Raw genomic sequence first — 21022 nt, 5'->3', positions numbered from 1 at the left:
TCCGATGCAGCGCAGCATCGAGCACGGCAAGCGCGAGGGATTCGCGAGCCTCGGCCGGGGAGGGCTCAACCGGGACTCCTTCCCGATGCGCCTGTTCGCCAAGGGCAATGCCCGGCACTGGAACCCGGCCGACATCGACTTCAGCCAGGACGCCCGCGACATCGAGGCCATGACCGACGACGAGCGCTGGTGGACCTTCGCCCTCGCCGCGCAGTTCATGGCGGGGGAGGAGTCGGTGACGCAGGACCTGCAGCCGTTCGTCGCCGCGATGGCCGCGGAGGGCCGCCTCGCCGACGAGCTGTACCTGACGCAGTTCGTGTTCGAGGAGGCCAAGCACACCGACGCCTTCCGGCGCTGGTTCGACGCCGTCGGCATGACCGAGGACCTGCATTCCTACATCGAGTTCAACGAGCACTACATGCAGATCTTCACCGAGGAGCTGCCGGCGAGCCTCTACGCGCTGGCCGACGACCCGTCACCGCGCAACCAGGTCCGGGCGTCGGTGACCTACAACCACATCGTCGAGGGCACGCTGGCGCTGACCGGCTACTTCACGTGGGCGAAGATCTGCACGAGCCGCGGCATCCTTCCCGGGATGCAGCAGGTCATCAAGCACATCGGTGACGACGAGCGCCGCCACATGGCGTGGGGGACGTTCACCTGCCGCCGCCACGTCGCCGCCGACGACGCGATGTACGACGTGGTCGACGAGCGGATGCAGGAGCTGATCGTGCCGTCGATGGGCGTCGTCACGGGGACGTTCGACAAGGTCGAGGCCGACGGCGGGACCGTGCCGTTCGACGTCGACATGAACGAGCTGGCCGAGTACGCCATGGACAAGCTGGGTCGCCGGCTCGGGGCGATCGAGTCGGCGCGCGGGGCGGACCTCGCGGTGATCGACGTCGACGCTTCACCCGAGGCACTGGAGGAGCGGTTCCATGTGGAGGACACCCGTGAGCTGGCCGCGGCAGCGGTATGAGAGGCGCGACGCGCTGGCCCGCCTCGACCCCGGTACCGACTTCCACGAGATCTACCGGCAGCTCGCGCTCCACGAGTTCCCGTGGGACATCAACCAGGCGCTGAGCTTCGCCCTGTTCCGGACCTACGCGGTGCCCTCGATCGGGATGCTCCTGCACGAGACCGGGGAGTTCACCCGCCGCGTGCAGAAGCGCTACGACGACACCGGCCTGCTGCTGGAGTCCGTGTTGGAGCACGGCTTCTCCTCGGAGCAGGGCCGCGCCGCCGTCCGCCGGATCAACCGGATGCACCGCAGCTACGACATCTCCGACGACGACATGCGCTACGTGCTGGCGACGTTCGTCGTGACCCCGATCCGCTGGCTCGACGACTATGGCTGGCGCGCGCTGACCGAGGGGGAGAAGACGGCGTCGGCCAACTACTACCGCGAGCTCGGCCGGCACATGGGCATCCCCGGCATCCCGGCGACGTGGCGGGACTTCGAGACGCTCCTCGACGACTACGAGCGCGAGCGGTTCGGCTACGACCCGGGCTCCCGTGCGGTCGCCGATGACACGCTCGCCCTGCTGGCGACGTTCCCGCCCAACCATCTCGCCCCGCGCGCGGCCGTGGACGCGTTCGCCCGCTCGCTGATGGATGCGCCCCTGCGGAGTGCGCTGGCCTACCGGTCGCCCCCGAAGGTCGTGGAGGCATTGTCGCGCAGGGCTTTACACGCACGGGGGAAGTTCGTCCGGTTCATGGCGGTGCGCGACGAGCCGAGCATGTTCCGCGACCTCCCGGGTGTTCGCAGCTATCCGGGAGGGTTCACCGTCGAGGGACTCGGGACCTTCCCGACGGGGTGTCCGGTGACCCAGGGCGGCGACGGTTCCGACACTCAGCCGCAACACGCCCTCCATTCGGACCAACTTGGCGACGGGACCACAACTCGCCAGTAACCCACCCCGACCGGCCTCGTTGACCGGTTGTCGGTAGCCGACTGCGCGCTCCCCAGCACCCGCGGCGGCTCCCCGTCCTCAGAGGCGGCTGCGTTCACGGCCGAGCGCAGTCACAGGCGAACGGAGGCGCGTCGCGTGCCGGGTGTCGAGGTCAAGGTCGAGGGGCTGTCCAAGTCCTTCGGCCGCGCGAACATCTGGTCCGATGTGACGCTGACGCTCCCGCCCGGCGAGGTGAGCGTGCTGCTCGGCCCGTCGGGCACCGGCAAGTCCGTCTTCCTCAAGACCCTGATCGGGCTGCTCAAGCCGGAGCGGGGCTCGATCGTCATCCACGACACCGACCTGGTGAAGTGTTCGGAGACGCGGCTCTACGAGCTGCGCAAGCTGTTCGGGGTGCTGTTCCAGGACGGCGCGCTGTTCGGGTCGATGAACCTCTACGACAACATCGCCTTCCCGCTGCGCGAGCACACGAAGTTCGCGGAGTCGAGGATCCGCGACATCGTCGCCGAGAAGATGGAGATGGTCGGCCTCACCGGCGACGAGAAGAAGCTGCCGGGCGAGATCTCCGGCGGGATGCGCAAGCGGGCCGGGCTGGCCCGCGCGCTGGTGCTCGACCCCGAGATCATCCTGTTCGACGAGCCCGACTCGGGCCTCGACCCGGTCCGCACGGCGTACCTGAACCAGCTGATCATCGACCTCAACGCCCAGACCGACGCGACGTTCCTGATCGTCACCCACGACATCAACACCGCGCAGACCGTCCCGGACAACATCGGGATGCTCTACCGCAAGCACCTGGCGATGTTCGGCCCCCGCGAGGTGCTGCTCACCAGCGAGGAGCCGGTCGTCGCGCAGTTCCTCAACGGGCGCAGGCAGGGCCCGATCGGGATGAGCGAGGAGAAGGACACCGCGCAGGCCCAGCGGGAGATGGCGGAGATCGACGACCTGGCCGGGCTGCCGCCGTTGAAGCCGCAGCTGGAACCGACGGCGGGACTGCCGCAGCGGCAGGCGGTGAGACGTCGCAGGGAACGCGTCGAGGCGATGATGCACACGCTGCCCGCGGCGGCGCAGGACGCGATCCGCGACTCGTACGCGAACGGCGGCGCGAACAGCGGCGACGCACCGACGCAGTGGATGCCGGTGGCCAACGACGACCGGCCGACCGCCCGGCTCCCCCTGGTCGACGACCCGGCCGACGACCCCGACGGGCGGCACCGCGCCCCATGACCACACACCAGGACCCTGCCCCGCCGAGCCTCGTCACCCGGGCGCTCACCCCGGTCGGCAAGCTGTTCGCACTCGGTGGCGCCGTCGTGCGGATGACGTTCAGGCGGCCGTTCCAGCTCGGCGAGTTCATCGAGCAGACCTGGTTCGTCACCAAGGTCTCGGCGTTGCCGACGGCCCTGTTCACCATCCCCTTCGGCGCGACGATCGCACTCCTGCTGGCCGAGCTCACCGCGCAGTTCGGGGCGCAGAGCCAGACCGGCGCGGGCAGCGTGCTGGCGATCGTGCAGCAGGCGGCGCCGATCGTCACGGCGCTGCTGATCTCCGGCGCGGGCGGCAGCGCGGTCTGCGCCGACCTGGGCGCGCGCACCATCCGCGAGGAGATCGCCGCGATGGAGGTGCTGGGCATCTCGCCCATCCAGCGGCTCGTCGTGCCGCGGGTGCTCGCGATGACGGTCACGGCCGTGGTGCTCAACGGGCTGGCGACGGTCGTCGGTGTCGGCGGCGGCTACTTCTTCAACGTCGTCGTCCAGGGCGGGACGCCGGGCGCCTACGTCGCGAGCTTCTCCGCGATCGCGCAGGTCTCCGACATCGTCGTGTCCGAGCTCAAGGCCGCGCTGTTCGGCTTCACCGCCGGCGTCGTCGCGGCCTACCGCGGGCTCAACCCGCCGCCGGGCGCGAAGGGCGTCGGGGATGCGGTGAACCAGGCCGTCGTCATCTCGTTCGTCCTCGTGTTCCTGATCAACCTCGTCCTCACGGCCCTGTACCTGCAGATCGTGCCGCCGAAGGGGGTCTGATGAGCACGTCTTTCGGCACCCGGGCCCGGCGTGCGATGCGCGGACCGCTCGACCAGCTCGAGGAGCTGGGCGACCAGCTGTCGCTCTACGCCCGGGCGATCGCATGGATCCCGCGGACGATCCGCCGCTACCGCAAGGAGATCGCGCGGCTGCTGGCCGAGGTCAGTTTCGGGTCGGGCGCGTTGATCGTCATCCTCGGCACCGCGGGGGTCATGGCAGCGCTGTCGCTGTTCGTCGGCTCACTCGTCGGACTGCAGGGCTTCCGCGCGCTCGACTCGCTGGGCGTCGAGGCCCTGACCGGGTTCATCACCGCGTACTTCAACACCCGCGACATCGCCCCGCTCGTGGCGGCGGCGGCCCTGACAGCGACGCTGGGCGCGGGTTTCACCGCCCAGCTCGGCGCGATGCGGATCTCCGAGGAGGTCGACGCGCTCGAGGTCATGGCGGTACCCAGCGTCCCGTTCCTGGTGACGACGCGGGTGCTCGCCGGGATCGTCGCGGTCATCCCGATGTACACGATCGGCCTGCTGGCCAGCTTCGCCGCGTCCCGGCTCAACGTCACCGTGGTCAACGGGCTGCCGGGCGGCACGTACGACCACTACTTCGACCTGTTCCTCCCGGTCAGCGACGTGCTGTTCTCCTACCTCAAGGTGGTCGTCTTCGCCACGGTGATCATCCTGATCCACTGCCACTACGGCTACCGCGCCAAGGGCGGGCCGGCGGGCGTGGGGGTGGCGGTCGGCCGGGCGGTGCGGCTGTCGATCGTGTCGACCGCGATCCTCGACTTCTTCCTCACCCTGGTGATGTACGGGACGTCGACGTCGGTGCAGGTGGCCGGATGAGGTCCACCCGCCGGGTCCTGCAGGGCGTCGCGTTCGTCGTGGCGCTGGTGCTGCTCGCGGGCCTCGCCGTCGCGGAGTACGCGGGGGCGTTCCGGGCGGGTGTGCCGGTGACGCTGCAGGTCGACAAGGCGGGGACGCAGCTCGCGACGCGGGCCGACGTGAAGGTCCGCGGCATGGTCGTCGGGCGGGTGGAGGACATCTCCACCGCCGGCGGCGTCGTCACCGTCAGCATGAGCCTCGACCCCGACAAGATCGGCGCGGTCCCGGCCGGGGTGTCGGCGCGGCTGCTGCCCAAGACGCTGTTCGGCGAGAAGTACGTCTCGCTCGTGCCGCCCCCGGCGTCGACGGGCCGGCACCTGCAGGCGGGTGACGTCATCCCCGAGGACCGCAGCCAGGCCGCGCGCGAGCTCGAACGCGTCCTCGACGGGCTGCTGCCGCTGCTGCGCGCCGTCGAGCCGCAGAAGCTGGCGACGACCCTCGGTGCGCTGTCGCAGTCGCTGTCCGGGCGCGGGGAGGAGCTCGGACAGACGCTCGTACAGCTGAACACGCTGGTCGCGGGCCTCAACCCCAGCCTGCCCGACCTGAACGCCGACATCACCCAGCTCGCCGACTACGCAGACAACCTCGACGGCGCCGCGCCCGACCTGTTGAACGCCCTGGAGGACCTGACGACGACGAGCCGGACCCTGGTCGACGAGAGCGCGAACCTGCGGGCGTTCGCGTCGTCGGTCACCGGGGCCTCCGACGACCTGACCGGCTTCCTGCGTGCCAACGGCGACGACATCGTCGCGCTGTCGGCGTCGAGCCGCCCGACGCTGGAGAGCCTGGCCCGCTACGCCCCCGAGTTCCCCTGCTTCTTCCAGCAGATGGCCGGGCTGGTCCCGTTCGCCGACAACGCCTTCGGCAAGGGAACCGACAAGCCGGGCATCCACATCACGCTGGAGATCGTCAACAACAAGGGCAAGTACAGCCCCGGCGAGGAGCCCCGCTACCTCGACGACCGCGGCCCCCGCTGCTACCCGATCACCTATCCGGGGTCGCAGAGCCCGCCCGACGGGCCGTTCCGCGACGGGTCGAAGCCCTCGCCGCCGCCGGTGGGCAACCCCGTCGGCAACCCGGAGGCCTTCGGCGTCGACACCTACGGCAGCTACGACGGCGCGTCGTCGTGGGGCGGGGTGCGCGGCGGCGCGGCGACCAACGAGCCGGCGTCGTGGCGCACCGGGATGGGCCTGGCCAACTCGCCGGCCGACCGGCAGATGGTCTCCGAGGTCGTGGCCGTGCAGCAGGGCGTCTCGCCCGCGCAGGTCCCGGCCTGGTCGAGCATGCTCGTCGGCCCGCTCTACCGCGGGAGCGAGGTGACGCTGACGTGAGCCGCGTCCCCGTCGCACCGCTCGTCAAGTTCCTGGTGTTCGCCCTCGTCGTCGCCCTCGCGACGACGGTCCTCGCGCTGACCATCGCCAACTCCCAGGGCGGGGAGCGCACCGCCTACAGCGCCCGCTTCACCGACGCGTCCGGCCTGCTCCCGGGCGACGACGTGCGGATCGCGGGTGTCGTCGTCGGCAGCGTCGACTCGGTGGAGGTCGTCGACCGCCGCTTCGCGCAGGTCGAGTTCAGCGTCGACGCGGCCCAGACGCTCCCGGGCTCGGCGACGGCTGCAGTCCTCTACAAGAACCTCATCGGGCAGCGGTTCCTGGCGCTGGACCGGGGCGACGGCGGCAACCCGGTGCCGCTGCCGCCGGGTGGGGAGATCCCCGTGCAGCGCACCACGCCGCCGCTCGACCTGACCACGTTGTTCAACGGGTTCCAGCCGCTGTTCGCCGCGCTGGACCCGGAACAGGTCAACACGCTGTCGATGGAGATCGTGCAGGTGCTGCAGGGCCAGGGCGGCACCGTCGACAGCCTGCTGGCGAGCACCGCCTCGCTGACCACCACGATCGCCGACCGCGACCAGGTCATCGGCCAGGTCATCGACAACCTGAACGCGGTCCTGCAGACGGTGTCGGACAACGGCCAGCAGCTGAACGACCTCATCGTGTCGCTGCGCCGGCTCGTCTCGGGGCTGGCCGCGGACCGCAAGCCCATCGGCGACGCCATCGCCTCCCTCGGCGACCTGACGACGACCACCGCCGGGCTCCTGGAGGAGGGCCGCCCCGCACTGAAGCAGGACATCGCGTCGCTGGGCGACCTCTCGGGCCAGCTCAACCAGGCCGAGCCGACCGTCGAGCACTTCCTGCAGTTCGCCCCGTACAAGCTCAACAAGCTCGGCCGCGCCGCCAGCTACGGCAGCTGGTTCCAGTTCTACCTGTGCGGGCTCACCGGGTCCGTCGGGATCGGCGGCCTCGTCCCCGCGCAGGAGCTGCCCGTCTTCCGGTCCGACGCGCCGCGGTGCGGGTCCGACCCGGCCGGCTCCGGCGGCCAGAGCCCGCCGCTGCTGCCCGCCCCGTCGAACCTGCCGATCCCGACGCAGCTGCCCGCGATCCCCGCCGTGCCGACGAACCTCCCGCTGATCGGGGGTGGCTCGTGAAGCTCGCCCAGCGTCCCGTCGCGCTCGCCACCATCGGGATCATCGTGCTGCTCGTCGCCGGGCTGATCGCGTTCAACGGCCCGTCCCTGTTCGGGGGCACGACGTACTCCGCCGAGTTCACCGAGGCCGCCGGCCTGCAGCCGGGGGACAAGGTCACCGTCGCCGGGGTGGAGACCGGGCGGGTCCGCAGCGTCGGCCTCGACGGCGACCACGTCGTCGTCACGTTCCAGGTCGACGACGCCTGGGTCGGCGACCGCACGACCGCCTCCATCGGCATCCGCACCCTGCTCGGCGCCAAGTACCTGGCGCTCGACCCGCAGGGCGGCGCCGAGCTCGACCCCGACACGGTCATCCCGCGCTCGCGCACCGCGTCGCCGTTCGACGTCGTCGAGGCGTTCAACGGGCTGTCGGGCACCCTCGACCAGCTCGACACCGACCAGCTCGCGAAGAGCCTCACCACGCTGGCCGACACCTTCCGCGACACCCCGCCCGAGGTCCGCGGCGCACTCGACGGCCTCACCCGCCTCTCGACGACGATCGCGAGCCGCGACGACCAGCTCCGCAGCCTGCTCGCCGGCACCCGCACGCTGTCGACGACGCTGGCGGACCGCCGCGGCGACATCGAGGCGCTCCTGTCCGACGGCAATCTCCTGCTCGGCGAGCTGCAGCAGCGCCGCGACGCCATCTCGCGGCTGCTGTCGGGCACCCGGGCGCTGTCCGAGCAGCTGCGCGGCCTCGTCGCCGACAACACCGCGCAGCTGCGGCCCACCCTCGAAGCCCTCGACCGCGTCGTCGACGTGCTGCAGCGCAACCAGGACAACCTCGCCCAGGTGCTGGAGAAGGAGGCCGTGTTCGTGCGGCTGTTCGCCAACGCCGTCGGCAGCGGCCACTGGTTCGACAACTACATCTGCGCGCTGCTCCCCACGCCGAGCATCGGCCCGCTCAACCCGGGGGGATGCTGACCATGCCGGAATGGGCCCGGGACAAGGCGCGGATGCAGCTCGTCGCGCTGGTGTCGGTCGTCGCCGTGCTGCTGGCCGCGGGCATCTGGCTCGTCACCGGCGAGGCCGGCCGGAAGATCACCGCCTACTTCACCAACGCCTCCGCGCTGTTCGACGACAACTCCGTCCGTGTTCTGGGGGTGTCCGTCGGCACCATCGACAAGGTCACCCCCGAGGGCACGCGGGTGCGCGTCGACATGACGATCACCGACCGCGACGTGAAGCTGCCCGCCGACGTGAAGGCCGTCGTCGTCTCGCCCAGCCTGGTGACCGGCCGCTACGTCCAGCTCACCCCCATCTGGACCTCCGGCCCCGAGATGTCCGACGGCGCGGTCATCCCGCTCGAGCGGACCGCCGTCCCGCTCGGCGTCGACGACCTCAGCCGCACCGCCACCGAGCTCGCCCGCGCACTCGGCCCCGACGGCGCCAACAAGCAGGGCGCGGTCTCGGACGCACTCGACGTCGGCGCTGCCAACCTCGCGGGCAACGGCCAGGCCCTCAACGACACGATCCACAACCTCGGGCAGCTCTCCACGACGCTGGCCGGGTCCAGCGGCGACCTGTTCGGCACCATCACCGAGCTGCAGAAGTTCACCGAGACCCTCAAGAACAGCGACGGCACCGTCCGCGAGTTCGCCGGCCGCCTCGACTCCGTCACGACGATCCTCGCCGACCAGCGCGAGGACCTCGGCTCCGCGCTGCGCGACCTGTCGCTCGCGCTCGGCGAGGTCCAGCGGTTCATCGCCGACAACCGCGCGGCACTCAAGTCCGACATCGACAAGCTGACCGAGGTCACCGGCGTCCTCGCCGACGAGCAGCGCGCGCTGGCGGAGATCCTCGACGTCGCCCCCACCGCCGTCGGCAACCTCGCCAACACCTACAACGGCGCGTCAGGCACCCTCGACACCCGCGCCAACATCAACGAGCTGTCGTTCCCGCCCGTGCTGTTCCTGTGCACGATGCTGCGCCGCTCCGGCCCGGTCCCGGCCAACCTGACCGACGCCTGCACCACGCTCGAACCCGTCATCTCCGGGGCCGTCCCGCTGCCGTCCGCCGCCGCCGTCATCACCTCGCTGCAGCAGGGAACCGTGCCGCCGTTCCCCGCGATGGCGGTGCCGGTCGACCCGCCACCGGGCCTGGCACTCGCCCCTGCCACCCAGACGCCTCCGACGACCACCACGACCACCGCGCCCGGGCTGCTGCCCGGCCTGCTCGGAGGTGGCCGATGAGGACCCGGCTCGCGGCCCTGCTCGGTGTCGCGGCACTGCTGCTGTCGGGGTGCAGCGTGCTCTCGGGCGGCCTGCGCGGGGTCGACCTCCCCGGCGGAGCCGACCTCGGCGACGACCCGTACACGGTCACCATCCGGTTCGCCGACGTCGCCGACCTCGTCCCGCAGTCGCTGGTCAAGGTGGCCGACGTGTCGGTCGGGTCCGTCTCCGACATCCGCGTCGACCCGCAGACCTGGGACGCGGTCGTGACGGTGAAGGTCAACCGCGGTGTCACCCTGCCCGCCAACAGCCGTGCGTCCGTGCGCGCCACGAGCCTGCTCGGCGAGAAGTTCGTGGAGCTGTCCCCGCCCACCCAGGGCGCCACCGGCAGCCTCCGCGACGGCGCCACCATCCCGCTGGCCGCCACCGGCCGCGCCGCCGAGGTCGAGGAGGTCCTGGGCGCGCTGTCGATGCTGCTCAACGGTGGCGGCGTCGGCCAGATCAAGACGATCTCCACCGAGCTCAACAAGGCCCTGTCGGGCAACGAGCCCGAGATCCGCTCGTTGCTGAGCAACCTGGACACGCTCGTCGGCACCCTCGACGCGCACAAGTCCGAGATCACCCGCGCGCTCGACTCGATCAACCGGCTCGCCGCCACCCTCGCCGAACGTCGCGGCCAGATCTCCGACGCACTCCACCAACTCGGCCCCGGCATCCAGGAGCTCGCCGACCAGCGCGAACAGCTCGTCGACATGCTCAAGGCCCTCGACCGGCTCTCCGGCGTCGCCACCGATGTCGTCGACCGCAGCCGCGACGACCTCGTCGCCGACCTCCGTGCCCTCCAGCCCACCCTGGCGAAGCTCGCCGAGTCCGGACAGGACCTGCCGAACTCGCTGCAGATGATCGGCACGTTCCCCTTCACCGACGCCGCCGTCCCCGCCTTCGCGGGCGACTACGCCAACCTCTACATCCGCGCCGACCTCGACCTCAAGGACCTGCTCGACAACCTGTCCCGGTCCCGCGAGCCGCTGATCGGCCCCGACGCGCCGCTGCTCAACCAGCTCCCCGGCACCGCCGCGCTGCTCGCCCCGCTGCTCGGCGGCGACCCCGACCGGCCTGTCTTCCCGCTGCTCGGCCAGGTCCCCACACCGCTGACCCCCGGGACCCCGCAGACCTCGCCGCCCCCGCCGCCCGCCACCGACGCGACGACCCCCGGCCCCCCGCCGACGACCACCACGGCCCCGCCGGCAGTCGGCGGCCTCCTCGGCGGAGTCCTCGGAGGTGGCCGGTGATCACCCGCACCATCAGGCTGCAGCTGATCGCGCTGCTCGCCGTCACGCTGCTGGGCGTCGGCTACGTCGGCGTCCGCTACGCCGGGCTCGGCAACGTCTTCGGTGCCACCACCTACCCCGTCACCATGAGGCTCGCCGACTCCGGCGGCATCTTCTCCGGCGCCGACGTCACCTACCGCGGCGTCAGCGTCGGACGCGTCGGTGACCTCACCGTCACCCCCGACGGCGTCGACGTCCGCCTCGACATCGAGAAGTCCGCCCCGGAGATCCCGGCCGACCTGCGCGCCGCCGTCCGCAACCTGTCGGCCATCGGGGAGCAGTACGTCGACCTCACCCCACAGACCGCGGGCGGGACGATGCTCTCCTCGGGCTCGGTCATCCCCGTCGACCGCACCTCGGTCCCCGTCCCCGTCGACGACCTGGTGTCCAGCCTCGACGACTTCGTCCGCTCCGTGCCGCTCGACTCCCTGCGCACCGTCATCGACCAGCTCGGGACCGCGTTCGCCGGTACCTCCCAGCCGCTGCAGCAGCTGCTCGACTCGAGCAACGAGTTCACCCGCGCCGCCGTCGACGCCCTCCCGCAGACGACCGCACTGCTGTCGGACGGGCGTACCGTCCTCACCACCCAGAACGACGTCGCCGGCCAGTTCACCGACTTCAGCCGCAACCTCGCGCTGCTGGCCGCCCAGCTCAAGACGTCCGACCCTGACCTGCGCCGGCTCATCGAAGCCGGACCAGGGGCGGCGCAGGAGGTCAGCGCGCTGCTGTCGGAGAGCGGCAGCGGCCTGGGCACCGTCATCGACAACCTGCTCACCGTCAGCCGGGTCGCCGAGCCGCGCCAGGCCGGGCTGCGCCAGCTCCTCGTCACCTATCCCGGCGTCGTCGCCAGCGGCTACACCACCGTCCCCGGGGACGGCACAGCCCACCTCGGCCTCGTGGTCAACCTGTTCGACCCCATCGTCTGCGCCGAGGGCTACGAGACCACGCAGCGGCGCCCGGGCAACGACGTCGCCGAGGTCCCCGTCAACGGCAAGGCCTACTGCGCCGAGCCGCCCGGCAGCTCGTCGGACGTCCGTGGCGCACAGAACGTCCCGCGAGCCTCGACCCCGAAACCGCCGCCCGGGACCCGCAGCGGTGGCAACGGGCAGATCCTCCCCGCCGGCTCCGATCCCGACCCGTGGCGCGTCCCGCTGACCACCCCGGCGCAGATCCTCGAACCCTGACCAGCGATGATCCTCGACATCGTGCTCGGTCGAGTGAACGCAGTCCCCGATGGCCGGCTCCCCGCCGCCGGATGGAGTGCCCGATGACGACGCAGGCCCCGGAACGTCCCCCGGCCGACGACGACGCGCCCCCCACGAACCCGCCCGACCGGCTGCGGCGTGGCCTCTCGGTCGCGGTCGTCGTCGGCGCCGCGCTGGTGCTCGTCACCGGGATCCTCTGGATCGTCGCCGCCACCAGCGGCACCACCCGGCTCTCCGAGGACCGGGACGCCGCGCTCGTCGCCGCCCGGCAGGCCGCCACGACGGTGACCTCCGTCGACAAGAACGACCCGAACGGCACCCTCGCCCGTTGGGAGGCCGTCGCGACCGACGCCCAGCTCGACGAGTTCCGCACCAGCCACGACCAGTACGCGCAGATGATCGGGCAGTTCCCGGCGAGCGCGCACGGCACGGTCACCGACGCGGCCGTCGCCGAGCTCGACGACCGCGCCGGCACCGCCCGTGTGATCGTCGGGATGGACGTCGCCCTCGACGACGGGGGTAGGACCCCGCCCACCCGGCAGCGCCTCCAGATGCAGATGACGCGCACCGATGACGGCTGGAAGGTCGTCAAGATCGCCCCGGTCGGCGGCGCGACCGGCTGAGCCGGTCCCGTGCCCCGTCCCGGTCCCCGAGGTCGACCGACTCCCAGGAGGTCACCGACATGCCCCCGAACCACCGCCGCCGCCCGGCCGGAGTCCGCGCGCCCCGCGTCGCCGGCCGCGTCCCCGCCGGCACCACGTCGCGCCCCGCCGAGGAGAGCGCGGTCGAGGCCCGCGCGACGGAGCCCGAGGCCGGCCCCGTCGCCCCCGAGGCCGACGGGTCGGCCCGCACCGCGCCGGCCCGCCGCCCGTCGAGGCCCCGGGGGATCGCGTCGGTCCTCCCGACCCGCATGGCGCGCACCGCGGCCCCCGCGGTCGAGGGCCCGGCTCCTGTCACCGACGCCCCGGCTCCTGCCGCCGAGGACCCGGCTGCTGTCACCGACGCCCTGGCCTCCGGGGCCGACGCCCCGGTTCCCGACACCGGCTCCCTGCGGTCCGACACCGACGCGGAGGCCCCCGGCACCGGGTCCGACACCGTCGATCCGGAGGAGGGGAAGGAGCGTGCCGACGGCGGGACGCGTCGGACGCGGTCCGTGATCTCGCGGCTCCCCGTCGCCACGACGCGGAAGGCGGCGGCGGTCGTCGCAGCCGTCGCCGTCCTGCTGTTCGCCGCGGCGGCGTTCCTGGGCGTCTCGTGGTGGCGCACCGCGCACTCCGCCGCGGCCGAGAACACCGCGCTCGTCGACGTCGCCACCACAGCACAGGTGTCCCAGCAGCTCGGCGACGCGGTGAAGAAGGTCTACTCGTTCGACTACACCCGCCTCGACCAGAACGAGAAGGCCGCCCGCGACGTCATCACCCCCGACTTCCAGGCCGACTACGACAAGCTGTTCGAGCAGGTCCGCGCCCTCGGGACGCAGCAGCAGGCCGTCGTGAGCGCCACGATCTCCCAGATCGCCGTCCGCGAGATCCACGGCGACACCGCGGTCGCGGTCGTCTTCGTCGACCAGCAGGCCACCAAGGCCGCGGCGAGCGACGGGCAGACCCAGGCGGCGTCGGCAGGCCGGCTCACGGTCACGGGCAAGCTCGTCGACGGGGTCTGGAAGATCGCCGACGTCCAGGTCGTCTGAGCCCCGGTCCGGCCCGTGGGCCCCGGCCGACGGGGCTCGCGGCCGGACACGTATGCTGGCCGACGGTTCCACCGAAGACCGCAGGTCTGCGGGTCCGGGGTAAGCGTCCCGGCACCGTACGAAGGTCCCGTACCAACGGGCGACCCGCGCAGGAGGACGAGGTTCCGGGCATGTCGTGCCTGTACGCCCCGTGCGCTCCTTGCGCCGGGGCGTTCGTGTTTCTCGGGAGTCGGAAGCGGTGGATCGCACCGACACCGAGAGGAGGCACAGGGATGGCACGACCCGACAAGGTCGAAGCGGTCGACGACATCGCCAACCGGTTCCGGGGCGCGACCGCCTCGGTCGTCACCGAGTACCGCGGCCTCAGCATGGCCCAGCTCACCGAGCTGCGCCGCTCGCTCGGCCCGGACGCCACGTACCGCGTCGCCAAGAACACCCTGGTGAAGCGGGCGGCCGCGGACGCAGGCGTCGAGGGTCTCGACGCGTTGCTCAGCGGCCCCACCGCCATCGCGTTCGTCAAGGGCGAGCCGGTCGACGCGGCCAAGGCGCTGCGCGACTTCGCCAAGACGCACCAGGGCCTGGTGATCAAGGGCGGCTTCATGGACGGTCGCCCGCTGACCGTCGCCGAGGTCAACCAGCTCGCAGAGCTGGAGTCCCGCGAGGTCCTGCTGGCCAAGCTGGCCGGCGCGATGAAGGCGAACCTGAGCAAGGCGGCCGGGCTGTTCGCGGCCCCCGCGTCGCAGGTCGCGCGTCTCGCGCAGGCACTGGCCGACAAGCGTGCCGAGGAGGGTGGGGCCGCCGAGGCGCCCGCCGCCGATGCCGCTGCCGAGGCGCCCGCCGAGGCGTCCGAGTAGTACGTGGCCCGGCGCGAGCCGACCACCCCCACCCGTAGTGCTCCACCCGCAGAAAGAGAGCCGATCATGGCGAAGCTGTCCACCGACGACCTGCTCGAGGCCTTCAAGGACCTGACGCTCATCGAGCTGTCGGAGTTCGTGAAGAAGTTCGAGGAGACCTTCGACGTCACCGCCGCCGCGCCCGTCGCGGTCGCCGCCGCCGCCGGCCCCGCCGGTGCGCCGGCCGAGGCCGAGGCCGAGAAGGACGAGTTCAACGTCGTCCTCGACGCCGCCGGCGACAAGAAGATCCAGGTCATCAAGGTCGTCCGCGAGCTCGTCTCGGGCCTGGGCCTCAAGGAGGCCAAGGACCTCGTCGAGTCGGCCCCGAAGCCGATCCTCGAGGGTGTCGCCAAGGACGCCGCCGAGGCCGCGAAGACCAAGCTCGAGGAGGCCGGCGCGAAGGTCAGCCTGAGCTGACGTCGCTCCCGCTCCACCGTCCGAAGGGCGGCACCGGAACCCGGTGCCGCCCTTCGGCGCTCCCGGAGCCGTCAGGTGCGGCCGCGCAGCTCTCGGCGCAGCAGCTTGCCCGACGCCGTCTTGGGGATCTCGTCGATGATCTCGACCTGGCGCGGGTACTTGTAGGCCGCCATCCGCCCCTTGGCGAAGGCGATGAGCTCCTCGGGCGACACGGCGTGCCCGGGACGCAGGCTCACGAACGCCTTGACCGTCTCGCCGCGGTAGGGGTCCGGGACGCCGACGACCGCGGCCTCCCGCACGGCCTCGTGCTCGTAGAGCACGTCCTCGACCTCGCGCGGCCACACCTTGTACCCGCCGGCGTTGATCTGGTCCTTCTTGCGGTCGACGATGTAGAACCAGCCCTTGTCGTCCATGTACCCGACGTCGCCGGTACGCAGCTCCCCGTCCGGGAACGTCTGCGCGGTCGCCTCGGGCTTGTCCCAGTAACCGGCGACGACCTGCGGCCCGCTGATGGCGATCTCGCCCGCCTCGCCGGGCGGCAGTTCGTCGCCCTCGTCGCCGACGATGCGGGAGCCGGTGGCGAACCAGGGCAGGCCGACCGAGAGCGCTCCGGACGCCTCGTCGACGGGCGCGGTCGCGCCGTAGGGCACGGCGTGGCTGGGCGAGGTGGTCTCGGTGAGGCCGTAGATGTTGTGGACGTAGCGGCCGAACTGCCGCTCGAAGGCGTCGACGGTCGACGGCGGGATGGGCGCCCCGCCCGACCACAGCTTGGTCATCGAGGAGAAGTCGTCGGCGGTGGCGCCCTCGGTGTTCATCAGCGCGATGAACACGGTGATGGACGCGACGGTGAACGTCGGGCGGTGCTCGCGGATGGCGTCGAGGGCGACCGACGGCTCGAAGCGGTGGAACAGTACGAGGGGGGCGCGGGTGAGCATCGAGAGCGCGACGTCGGCGACGAGGCCGGTGATGTGGAACAGCGGCGCCACCCCGAAGATGCCGTCGTCGGGTCCGATGGAGCACCACTGCCGGAACGCCTCGGCGTTGAACGTCATGTTGCCGTGGCCGTTCATGGCGCCCTTGGGTGGACCGGTGGTGCCCGAGGTGTAGGTGAGCATCGCGACGTCGTCGGCCGCGAGCGTCACCGGGGGAGGGACGGTGCCGCGGAAGCGGTCGAGGAGCTCGGCCAGGTCCACGACGGACACCCCGTCGGGCGCGGTCTGCTCGGCCGCAGGGATGCGCACGACACCCGCGAAGAGCCGGGAGTCGTTGCGGGACTGGAACTCCAGCTCCGAGGTGGTGATGACGGTGCGGACCGGCGTGCGCTCCACGACCGACGCGGCGACGTCGCGGTAGAGCGACTCCAGGGTCAGCAGGATCGTCGAGCCCGAGTCGTTCAGGAGGAGCTCGACCTCGCGTTCGCGGTTCATCGGGTTGACCGAGACCGCGATGCCGCCCGCCTTCCAGACGGCGACGAGCCCGATCACGAACTGCGGCACGTTCTGCAGGTAGAGGGCCACCCGGCCGCCGCGTCCGAGTCCGGCGTCGAGCAGGGCGCACGCGAGGGCGTCGGAGAGGGTGTCGACGTCGCGGCGGGTGAGGCCGGCGTCGAAGTAGTGGATCGCGATGCCGTCGCGGTCGGCCTCGACGCCTGCGCGGAACATGCTCAGGGCGTCGGAGTGGCCGGCCGTGACGGTGTCCGGCTTCCCCGCCTCGTAGAGCGCTGTCCACGGCTTGTCGGCGTACGCGGTCATCGGGCTCCTTCGCTCTCGGCGGCGACCACCGCGTCGCCGTCCAGGACGACTGATGCACCTGCATCGGCCATCGCGGCCGATCGTCAGCCGCCCCCGGTGCGGTGTCAAGGCGCCCCGTCGCGGAGCGTGACCATGGTGGTCGGTGGCCTCCGGGCGTACCGCCTGTCGCGTGGACGAGCGGTCGGGTCGCGGACGAGGCCGACCCGACGGGCGGTAGGCAGGCCTTGACGAGGGGTTCTCGCAGGCCGGGACACTGCGGTCCGGCGCACCGCTCAACGGTGGTGGTTGCCGGTCGTCCGGCGAAAGGGACCACTTACCGACGGGTAGAGCCTTGACTCGGTGCGCCTGTCAGGTCACTCTTAGGTCTCGGTGGTTCCCTTGCCGCGAGGCTTGGATACCCATCTCGACAGCGGCTGCGTTTGCGGCTAGACTGCCTCTTTGCGCTGCCTCCGCCCAGGTGACGTGTGCGCGCTGTCGAGAGCTCCCCATCAGGGATGGTTCCGGCCGCGGACTCGGAACCTGGCCAGAGGCGTCGCGTCGACAACACAGACGGCGTCCATCGATCCTCGACCAGCCCGACGATCGCCTGCACGGAGCGGGACGACCAGACGGTAGCGCCTGAGGCCCGGTGTACGCCAGACGAGAGCGTAGTTCTCGGAAGGACGCATCTTGGCTGTCTCCCGCGCCACCGTGACCACTGCGACCCCCGGCTCCGCCGTCTCGGCAAACCCGAGTTTCCCGGGTGCGCCGACCCGGGTGTCGTTCGCGAAGATCCGCGAACCGCTCGAGGTGCCCGACCTGCTCGACCTCCAGATCCAGTCGTTCGAATGGCTGATCGGGAGCGAGAACTGGTTCCAGCGTCGAATCGACGCCGGTGACGAGAGCCCGGCCGGTGGTCTCGAGGAGATCCTCACGGAGATTTCTCCGATCGAGGACTTCTCCGGTTCCATGTCCCTGTCGTTCTCGGACCCCCGCTTCGACGAGGTCAAGGCCTCCGTCGAGGAGTGCCGCGACAAGGACATGACCTACGGCGCCCCGCTGTTCGTCACCGCGGAGTTCACCAACAACACCACTGGCGAGATCAAGAGCCAGACGGTGTTCATGGGTGACTTCCCCGTGATGACCGACAAGGGCACCTTCATCATCAACGGCACCGAGCGCGTCGTCGTGTCGCAGCTCGTGCGCTCGCCCGGCGTGTACTTCGACCACAACATCGACAAGACGACCGAGAAGGACGTCTACTCGGTCAAGGTCATCCCCAGCCGTGGCGCCTGGCTCGAGTTCGACGTCGACAAGCGCGACACCGTCGGTGTCCGCATCGACCGCAAGCGCCGGCAGCCGGTCACGGTGCTGCTCAAGGCACTCGGCTGGACCAACGAGCGGATCCAGGAGCGTTTCGGTTTCTCCGAGACGATCATGGCCACGTTGGAGAAGGACCACACCGCCGGGCAGGACGAGGCCCTGCTCGACATCTACCGCAAGCTGCGTCCGGGCGAACCGCCCACCCGCGAGAGCGCGCAGACGCTCCTGGAGAACCTGTTCTTCAAGGACAAGCGCTACGACCTCGCCAAGGTCGGCCGGTACAAGGCCAACAAGAAGCTCGGCCTGGCCATCGAGAAGTCGACGGGCACGCTGACCGAGGAGGACATCGCCACCACCATCGAGTACCTCGTCCGGCTGCACGCCGGTGAGACCTCGATGCCCGGTGGCGGCACCGGTGCCGCCGGCATCCCCGGGGAGACCATTCCCGTCGAGACCGACGACATCGACCACTTCGGCAACCGTCGCCTGCGCACCGTCGGCGAGCTCATCCAGAACCAGGTCCGTGTCGGCCTGTCCCGGATGGAGCGTGTCGTCCGCGAGCGCATGACGACGCAGGACGTCGAGGCGATCACGCCGCAGACCCTGATCAACATCCGGCCTGTCGTGGCCGCGATCAAGGAGTTCTTCGGCACGTCGCAGCTCTCGCAGTTCATGGACCAGCACAACCCGCTGGCCGGCCTGACGCACAAGCGGCGTCTGTCCGCGCTGGGCCCGGGTGGTCTGTCGCGTGAGCGGGCGGGCTTCGAGGTCCGCGACGTGCACCCGTCGCACTACGGCCGCATGTGCCCGATCGAGACCCCTGAAGGCCCGAACATCGGCCTGATCGGCTCGCTGTCGACGTTCGCGCAGGTCAACCCGTTCGGCTTCATCCAGACCCCGTACCGCAAGGTCGTCGAGGGTGTCGTGACGGAGCAGATCGACTACCTGACCGCCGACGAGGAGGACCGCTACGTCGTCGCGCAGGCCAACGCGCCGCTGAACGACGACGGCACCTTCACCGAGGAGCGCGTCCTGGTCCGCCGCAAGGGCGGCGAGGTCGACTACATCGCCCCGACGGGCGTCGAGTACATCGACGTCTCGCCGCGGCAGATGGTCTCGGTCGCGACGGCGCTCATCCCGTTCCTCGAGCACGACGACGCGAACCGTGCCCTCATGGGCGCGAACATGCAGCGTCAGTCGGTCCCGCTGCTGCGCAGCGAGTCGCCGCTCGTCGGTACGGGCATGGAGCTGCGTGCCGCGGTCGACGCGGGCGACGTGCTCGTGGCCGAGAAGGCGGGTGTGGTCGAGGAGCTGTGCGCCGACTACATCACCGTCATGGCCGACGAGGGCACCCGCCAGACCTACCGGCTCAACAAGTTCCGCCGGTCGAACCAGGGCACCTGCAACAACCAGAAGCCCATCGTCGACGAGGGACAGCGGGTCGAGGTCGGGCAGGTCCTGGCCGACGGTCCGTGCACCGAGAACGGCGAGATGGCCCTGGGCAAGAACCTGCTCGTGGCGATCATGCCGTGGGAGGGCCACAACTACGAGGACGCGATCATCCTCTCGCAGCGCCTGGTGCAGGACGACGTCTTGACGTCGATCCACATCGAGGAGCACGAGATCGACGCCCGCGACACCAAGCTGGGCGCCGAGGAGATCACCCGGGACATCCCGAACGTCTCCGAGGAGGTCCTGGCCGACCTCGACGAGCGCGGCATCATCCGGATCGGCGCCGAGGTGCAGCCCGGCGACATCCTGGTCGGCAAGGTCACGCCCAAGGGCGAGACCGAGCTGACCCCGGAGGAGCGCCTGCTCCGCGCGATCTTCGGTGAGAAGGCGCGCGAGGTCCGCGACACCTCGCTCAAGGTCCCGCACGGCGAGAACGGCAAGGTCATCGGCATCCGGGTCTTCTCCCGCGACGACGACGACGAGCTGGCGCCGGGTGTCAACGAGCTGGTCCGGGTCTACGTCGCCCAGAAGCGCAAGATCCAGGACGGCGACAAGCTCGCCGGCCGGCACGGCAACAAGGGCGTCATCGGCAAGATCCTTCCTGCCGAGGACATGCCCTTCCTGCCGGACGGCACGCCCGTCGACATCATCCTGAACACCCACGGTGTTCCGCGACGGATGAACATCGGCCAGGTCCTGGAGACCCACCTCGGGTGGATCGCCAAGTCCGGCTGGGACATCGAGGGCAAGCCGGACTGGGCGTCGAAGATGCCCGACGAGCTCTACTCCGTGCCGCCGAACACGAACACGGCCACGCCGGTGTTCGACGGCGCCAAGGAGCAGGAGATCACCGGACTGCTCTCGTCGACGCTGCCGAACCGCGACGGCGACCGCATGGTCGGCCCGGACGGCAAGGCGCAGCTGCTCGACGGCCGTTCGGGGGAGCCCTACCCGTTCCCCGTCGCCGTCGGCTACATGTACATCCTGAAGCTGGCTCACCTGGTGGACGACAAGATCCACGCACGTTCCACGGGCCCGTACTCGATGATCACCCAGCAGCCGCTCGGCGGTAAGGCCCAGTTCGGTGGCCAGCGCTTCGGTGAGATGGAGTGCTGGGCGATGCAGGCCTACGGCGCGGCATACACGCTGCAGGAGCTGCTCACCATCAAGTCGGACGACGTGGTGGGCCGGGTCAAGGTCTACGAGGCGATCGTCAAGGGGGAGAACATCCCCGAGCCGGGCATCCCCGAGTCGTTCAAGGTGCTGCTGAAGGAACTTCAGTCCCTGTGCCTGAACGTCGAGGTGCTGTCCAGCGACGGCGCGGCCATCGAGATGCGCGACACCGACGACGAGGACCTCGAGAGGGCCGCGGCGAACCTGGGCATCAACCTGTCCAGCCGCCCGGGCTCCGACTCGATGACCGTCGACGACGTCGTCAACTGACCCCGCCCAGAGCCGACTAACGAAGGAACAGA

General features: G+C 70.9%; 17 protein-coding genes. 16 read left to right on the top strand and 1 reads right to left on the bottom strand.

The window, feature by feature from the left end:
• The first annotated feature begins 4 nt into the window (after positions 1-4).
• From TOK_RS15905 to rplL, 15 genes are all read left to right on the top strand, one after another.
• On the top strand, positions 5-979 hold the full coding sequence (locus TOK_RS15905; protein WP_098958604.1) for a R2-like ligand-binding oxidase: 975 nt from the start codon (positions 5-7) through the stop codon (positions 977-979).
• Entirely contained in the window at positions 954-1913 is a 960-nt protein-coding gene (locus TOK_RS15900; protein ID WP_216361978.1) for an oxygenase MpaB family protein, read from the top strand. The genes TOK_RS15905 and TOK_RS15900 overlap by 26 nt, the downstream gene beginning before the upstream one ends.
• 135 nt (positions 1914-2048) lie before the next feature.
• A complete protein-coding gene (locus tag TOK_RS15895) occupies positions 2049-3137 on the top strand; it encodes an ABC transporter ATP-binding protein (RefSeq protein WP_098958602.1) in 1089 nt (362 codons plus the stop codon).
• On the top strand, positions 3134-3931 hold the full coding sequence (locus TOK_RS15890) for an ABC transporter permease (RefSeq protein WP_098958601.1): 798 nt from the start codon (positions 3134-3136) through the stop codon (positions 3929-3931). Before TOK_RS15895 ends, TOK_RS15890 begins: the two co-directional genes overlap by 4 nt.
• Positions 3931-4773, top strand: a complete 843-nt coding sequence (locus TOK_RS15885) for an ABC transporter permease (protein ID WP_098958600.1) — start codon at positions 3931-3933, stop codon at positions 4771-4773. Before TOK_RS15890 ends, TOK_RS15885 begins: the two co-directional genes overlap by 1 nt.
• Positions 4770-6143, top strand: a complete 1374-nt coding sequence (locus tag TOK_RS15880) for an MCE family protein (protein ID WP_098958599.1) — start codon at positions 4770-4772, stop codon at positions 6141-6143. Before TOK_RS15885 ends, TOK_RS15880 begins: the two co-directional genes overlap by 4 nt.
• A complete protein-coding gene (locus tag TOK_RS15875; protein ID WP_098958598.1) occupies positions 6140-7297 on the top strand; it encodes an MCE family protein in 1158 nt (385 codons plus the stop codon). Before TOK_RS15880 ends, TOK_RS15875 begins: the two co-directional genes overlap by 4 nt.
• Positions 7294-8259, top strand: a complete 966-nt coding sequence (locus TOK_RS15870) for an MCE family protein (protein ID WP_098958597.1) — start codon at positions 7294-7296, stop codon at positions 8257-8259. Before TOK_RS15875 ends, TOK_RS15870 begins: the two co-directional genes overlap by 4 nt.
• Entirely contained in the window at positions 8253-9527 is a 1275-nt protein-coding gene (locus TOK_RS15865) for an MCE family protein (protein ID WP_306305145.1), read from the top strand. The genes TOK_RS15870 and TOK_RS15865 overlap by 7 nt, the downstream gene beginning before the upstream one ends.
• Positions 9524-10798 (top strand): MCE family protein, encoded by a 1275-nt coding sequence (locus TOK_RS15860; protein WP_098958596.1) that lies wholly within the window; start codon positions 9524-9526, stop codon positions 10796-10798. Before TOK_RS15865 ends, TOK_RS15860 begins: the two co-directional genes overlap by 4 nt.
• Positions 10795-12021, top strand: coding sequence for an MCE family protein (locus TOK_RS15855; RefSeq protein ID WP_098958595.1), 1227 nt, complete (start codon positions 10795-10797; stop codon positions 12019-12021). Before TOK_RS15860 ends, TOK_RS15855 begins: the two co-directional genes overlap by 4 nt.
• Before the next feature lie 83 nt (positions 12022-12104).
• A complete protein-coding gene (locus TOK_RS15850; protein WP_141566409.1) occupies positions 12105-12665 on the top strand; it encodes a hypothetical protein in 561 nt (186 codons plus the stop codon).
• 59 nt (positions 12666-12724) lie between these two features.
• A complete protein-coding gene (locus TOK_RS15845; protein ID WP_098958593.1) occupies positions 12725-13732 on the top strand; it encodes a hypothetical protein in 1008 nt (335 codons plus the stop codon).
• Positions 13733-14004: 272 nt separating this feature from the next.
• Complete coding sequence (gene rplJ, locus TOK_RS15840) at positions 14005-14586, top strand: 50S ribosomal protein L10 (protein WP_098958592.1); 582 nt, start codon at positions 14005-14007, stop codon at positions 14584-14586.
• Between the two features lie 66 nt (positions 14587-14652).
• On the top strand, positions 14653-15042 hold the full coding sequence (rplL, locus tag TOK_RS15835; protein ID WP_098958591.1) for a 50S ribosomal protein L7/L12: 390 nt from the start codon (positions 14653-14655) through the stop codon (positions 15040-15042).
• A 71-nt stretch (positions 15043-15113) separates the two neighbouring features.
• Here the strand turns inward: rplL and TOK_RS15830 are convergent, their stop codons facing one another.
• Positions 15114-16793 carry an AMP-binding protein gene (locus tag TOK_RS15830; RefSeq protein ID WP_098958590.1) on the bottom strand — a complete coding sequence of 560 codons (1680 nt, stop codon included), beginning with the start codon at positions 16791-16793 and terminating at the stop codon, positions 15114-15116.
• A gap of 669 nt (positions 16794-17462) precedes the next feature.
• Here TOK_RS15830 and TOK_RS15825 point away from each other — a divergent pair.
• On the top strand, positions 17463-20990 hold the full coding sequence (locus tag TOK_RS15825) for a DNA-directed RNA polymerase subunit beta (RefSeq protein WP_098958589.1): 3528 nt from the start codon (positions 17463-17465) through the stop codon (positions 20988-20990).
• Positions 20991-21022 lie beyond the last annotated feature (32 nt).

Origin of the sequence: Pseudonocardia sp. N23 (genome assembly GCF_002583555.1) — a bacterium.
GTDB lineage: Bacteria > Actinomycetota > Actinomycetes > Mycobacteriales > Pseudonocardiaceae > Pseudonocardia.
This window is presented reverse-complemented; position numbering and strand designations above follow the sequence as displayed.

Excerpts from the sequence above, each read along its gene's own strand:
- TOK_RS15905 (WP_098958604.1), top strand. The coding sequence starts at position 5 with ATGCAGCGCAGCATCGAGCACGGCAAGCGCGAGGGATTCGCGAGCCTC.
- TOK_RS15890 (WP_098958601.1), top strand. The coding sequence starts at position 3,134 with ATGACCACACACCAGGACCCTGCCCCGCCGAGCCTCGTCACCCGGGCG.
- TOK_RS15885 (WP_098958600.1), top strand. The coding sequence starts at position 3,931 with ATGAGCACGTCTTTCGGCACCCGGGCCCGGCGTGCGATGCGCGGACCG.
- TOK_RS15880 (WP_098958599.1), top strand. The coding sequence starts at position 4,770 with ATGAGGTCCACCCGCCGGGTCCTGCAGGGCGTCGCGTTCGTCGTGGCG.
- TOK_RS15865 (WP_306305145.1), top strand. The coding sequence starts at position 8,253 with ATGCTGACCATGCCGGAATGGGCCCGGGACAAGGCGCGGATGCAGCTC.
- TOK_RS15860 (WP_098958596.1), top strand. The coding sequence starts at position 9,524 with ATGAGGACCCGGCTCGCGGCCCTGCTCGGTGTCGCGGCACTGCTGCTG.
- TOK_RS15850 (WP_141566409.1), top strand. The coding sequence starts at position 12,105 with ATGACGACGCAGGCCCCGGAACGTCCCCCGGCCGACGACGACGCGCCC.
- TOK_RS15845 (WP_098958593.1), top strand. The coding sequence starts at position 12,725 with ATGCCCCCGAACCACCGCCGCCGCCCGGCCGGAGTCCGCGCGCCCCGC.
- rplJ (WP_098958592.1), top strand. The coding sequence starts at position 14,005 with ATGGCACGACCCGACAAGGTCGAAGCGGTCGACGACATCGCCAACCGG.
- rplL (WP_098958591.1), top strand. The coding sequence starts at position 14,653 with ATGGCGAAGCTGTCCACCGACGACCTGCTCGAGGCCTTCAAGGACCTG.
- TOK_RS15830 (WP_098958590.1), bottom strand. The coding sequence starts at position 16,793 with ATGACCGCGTACGCCGACAAGCCGTGGACAGCGCTCTACGAGGCGGGG.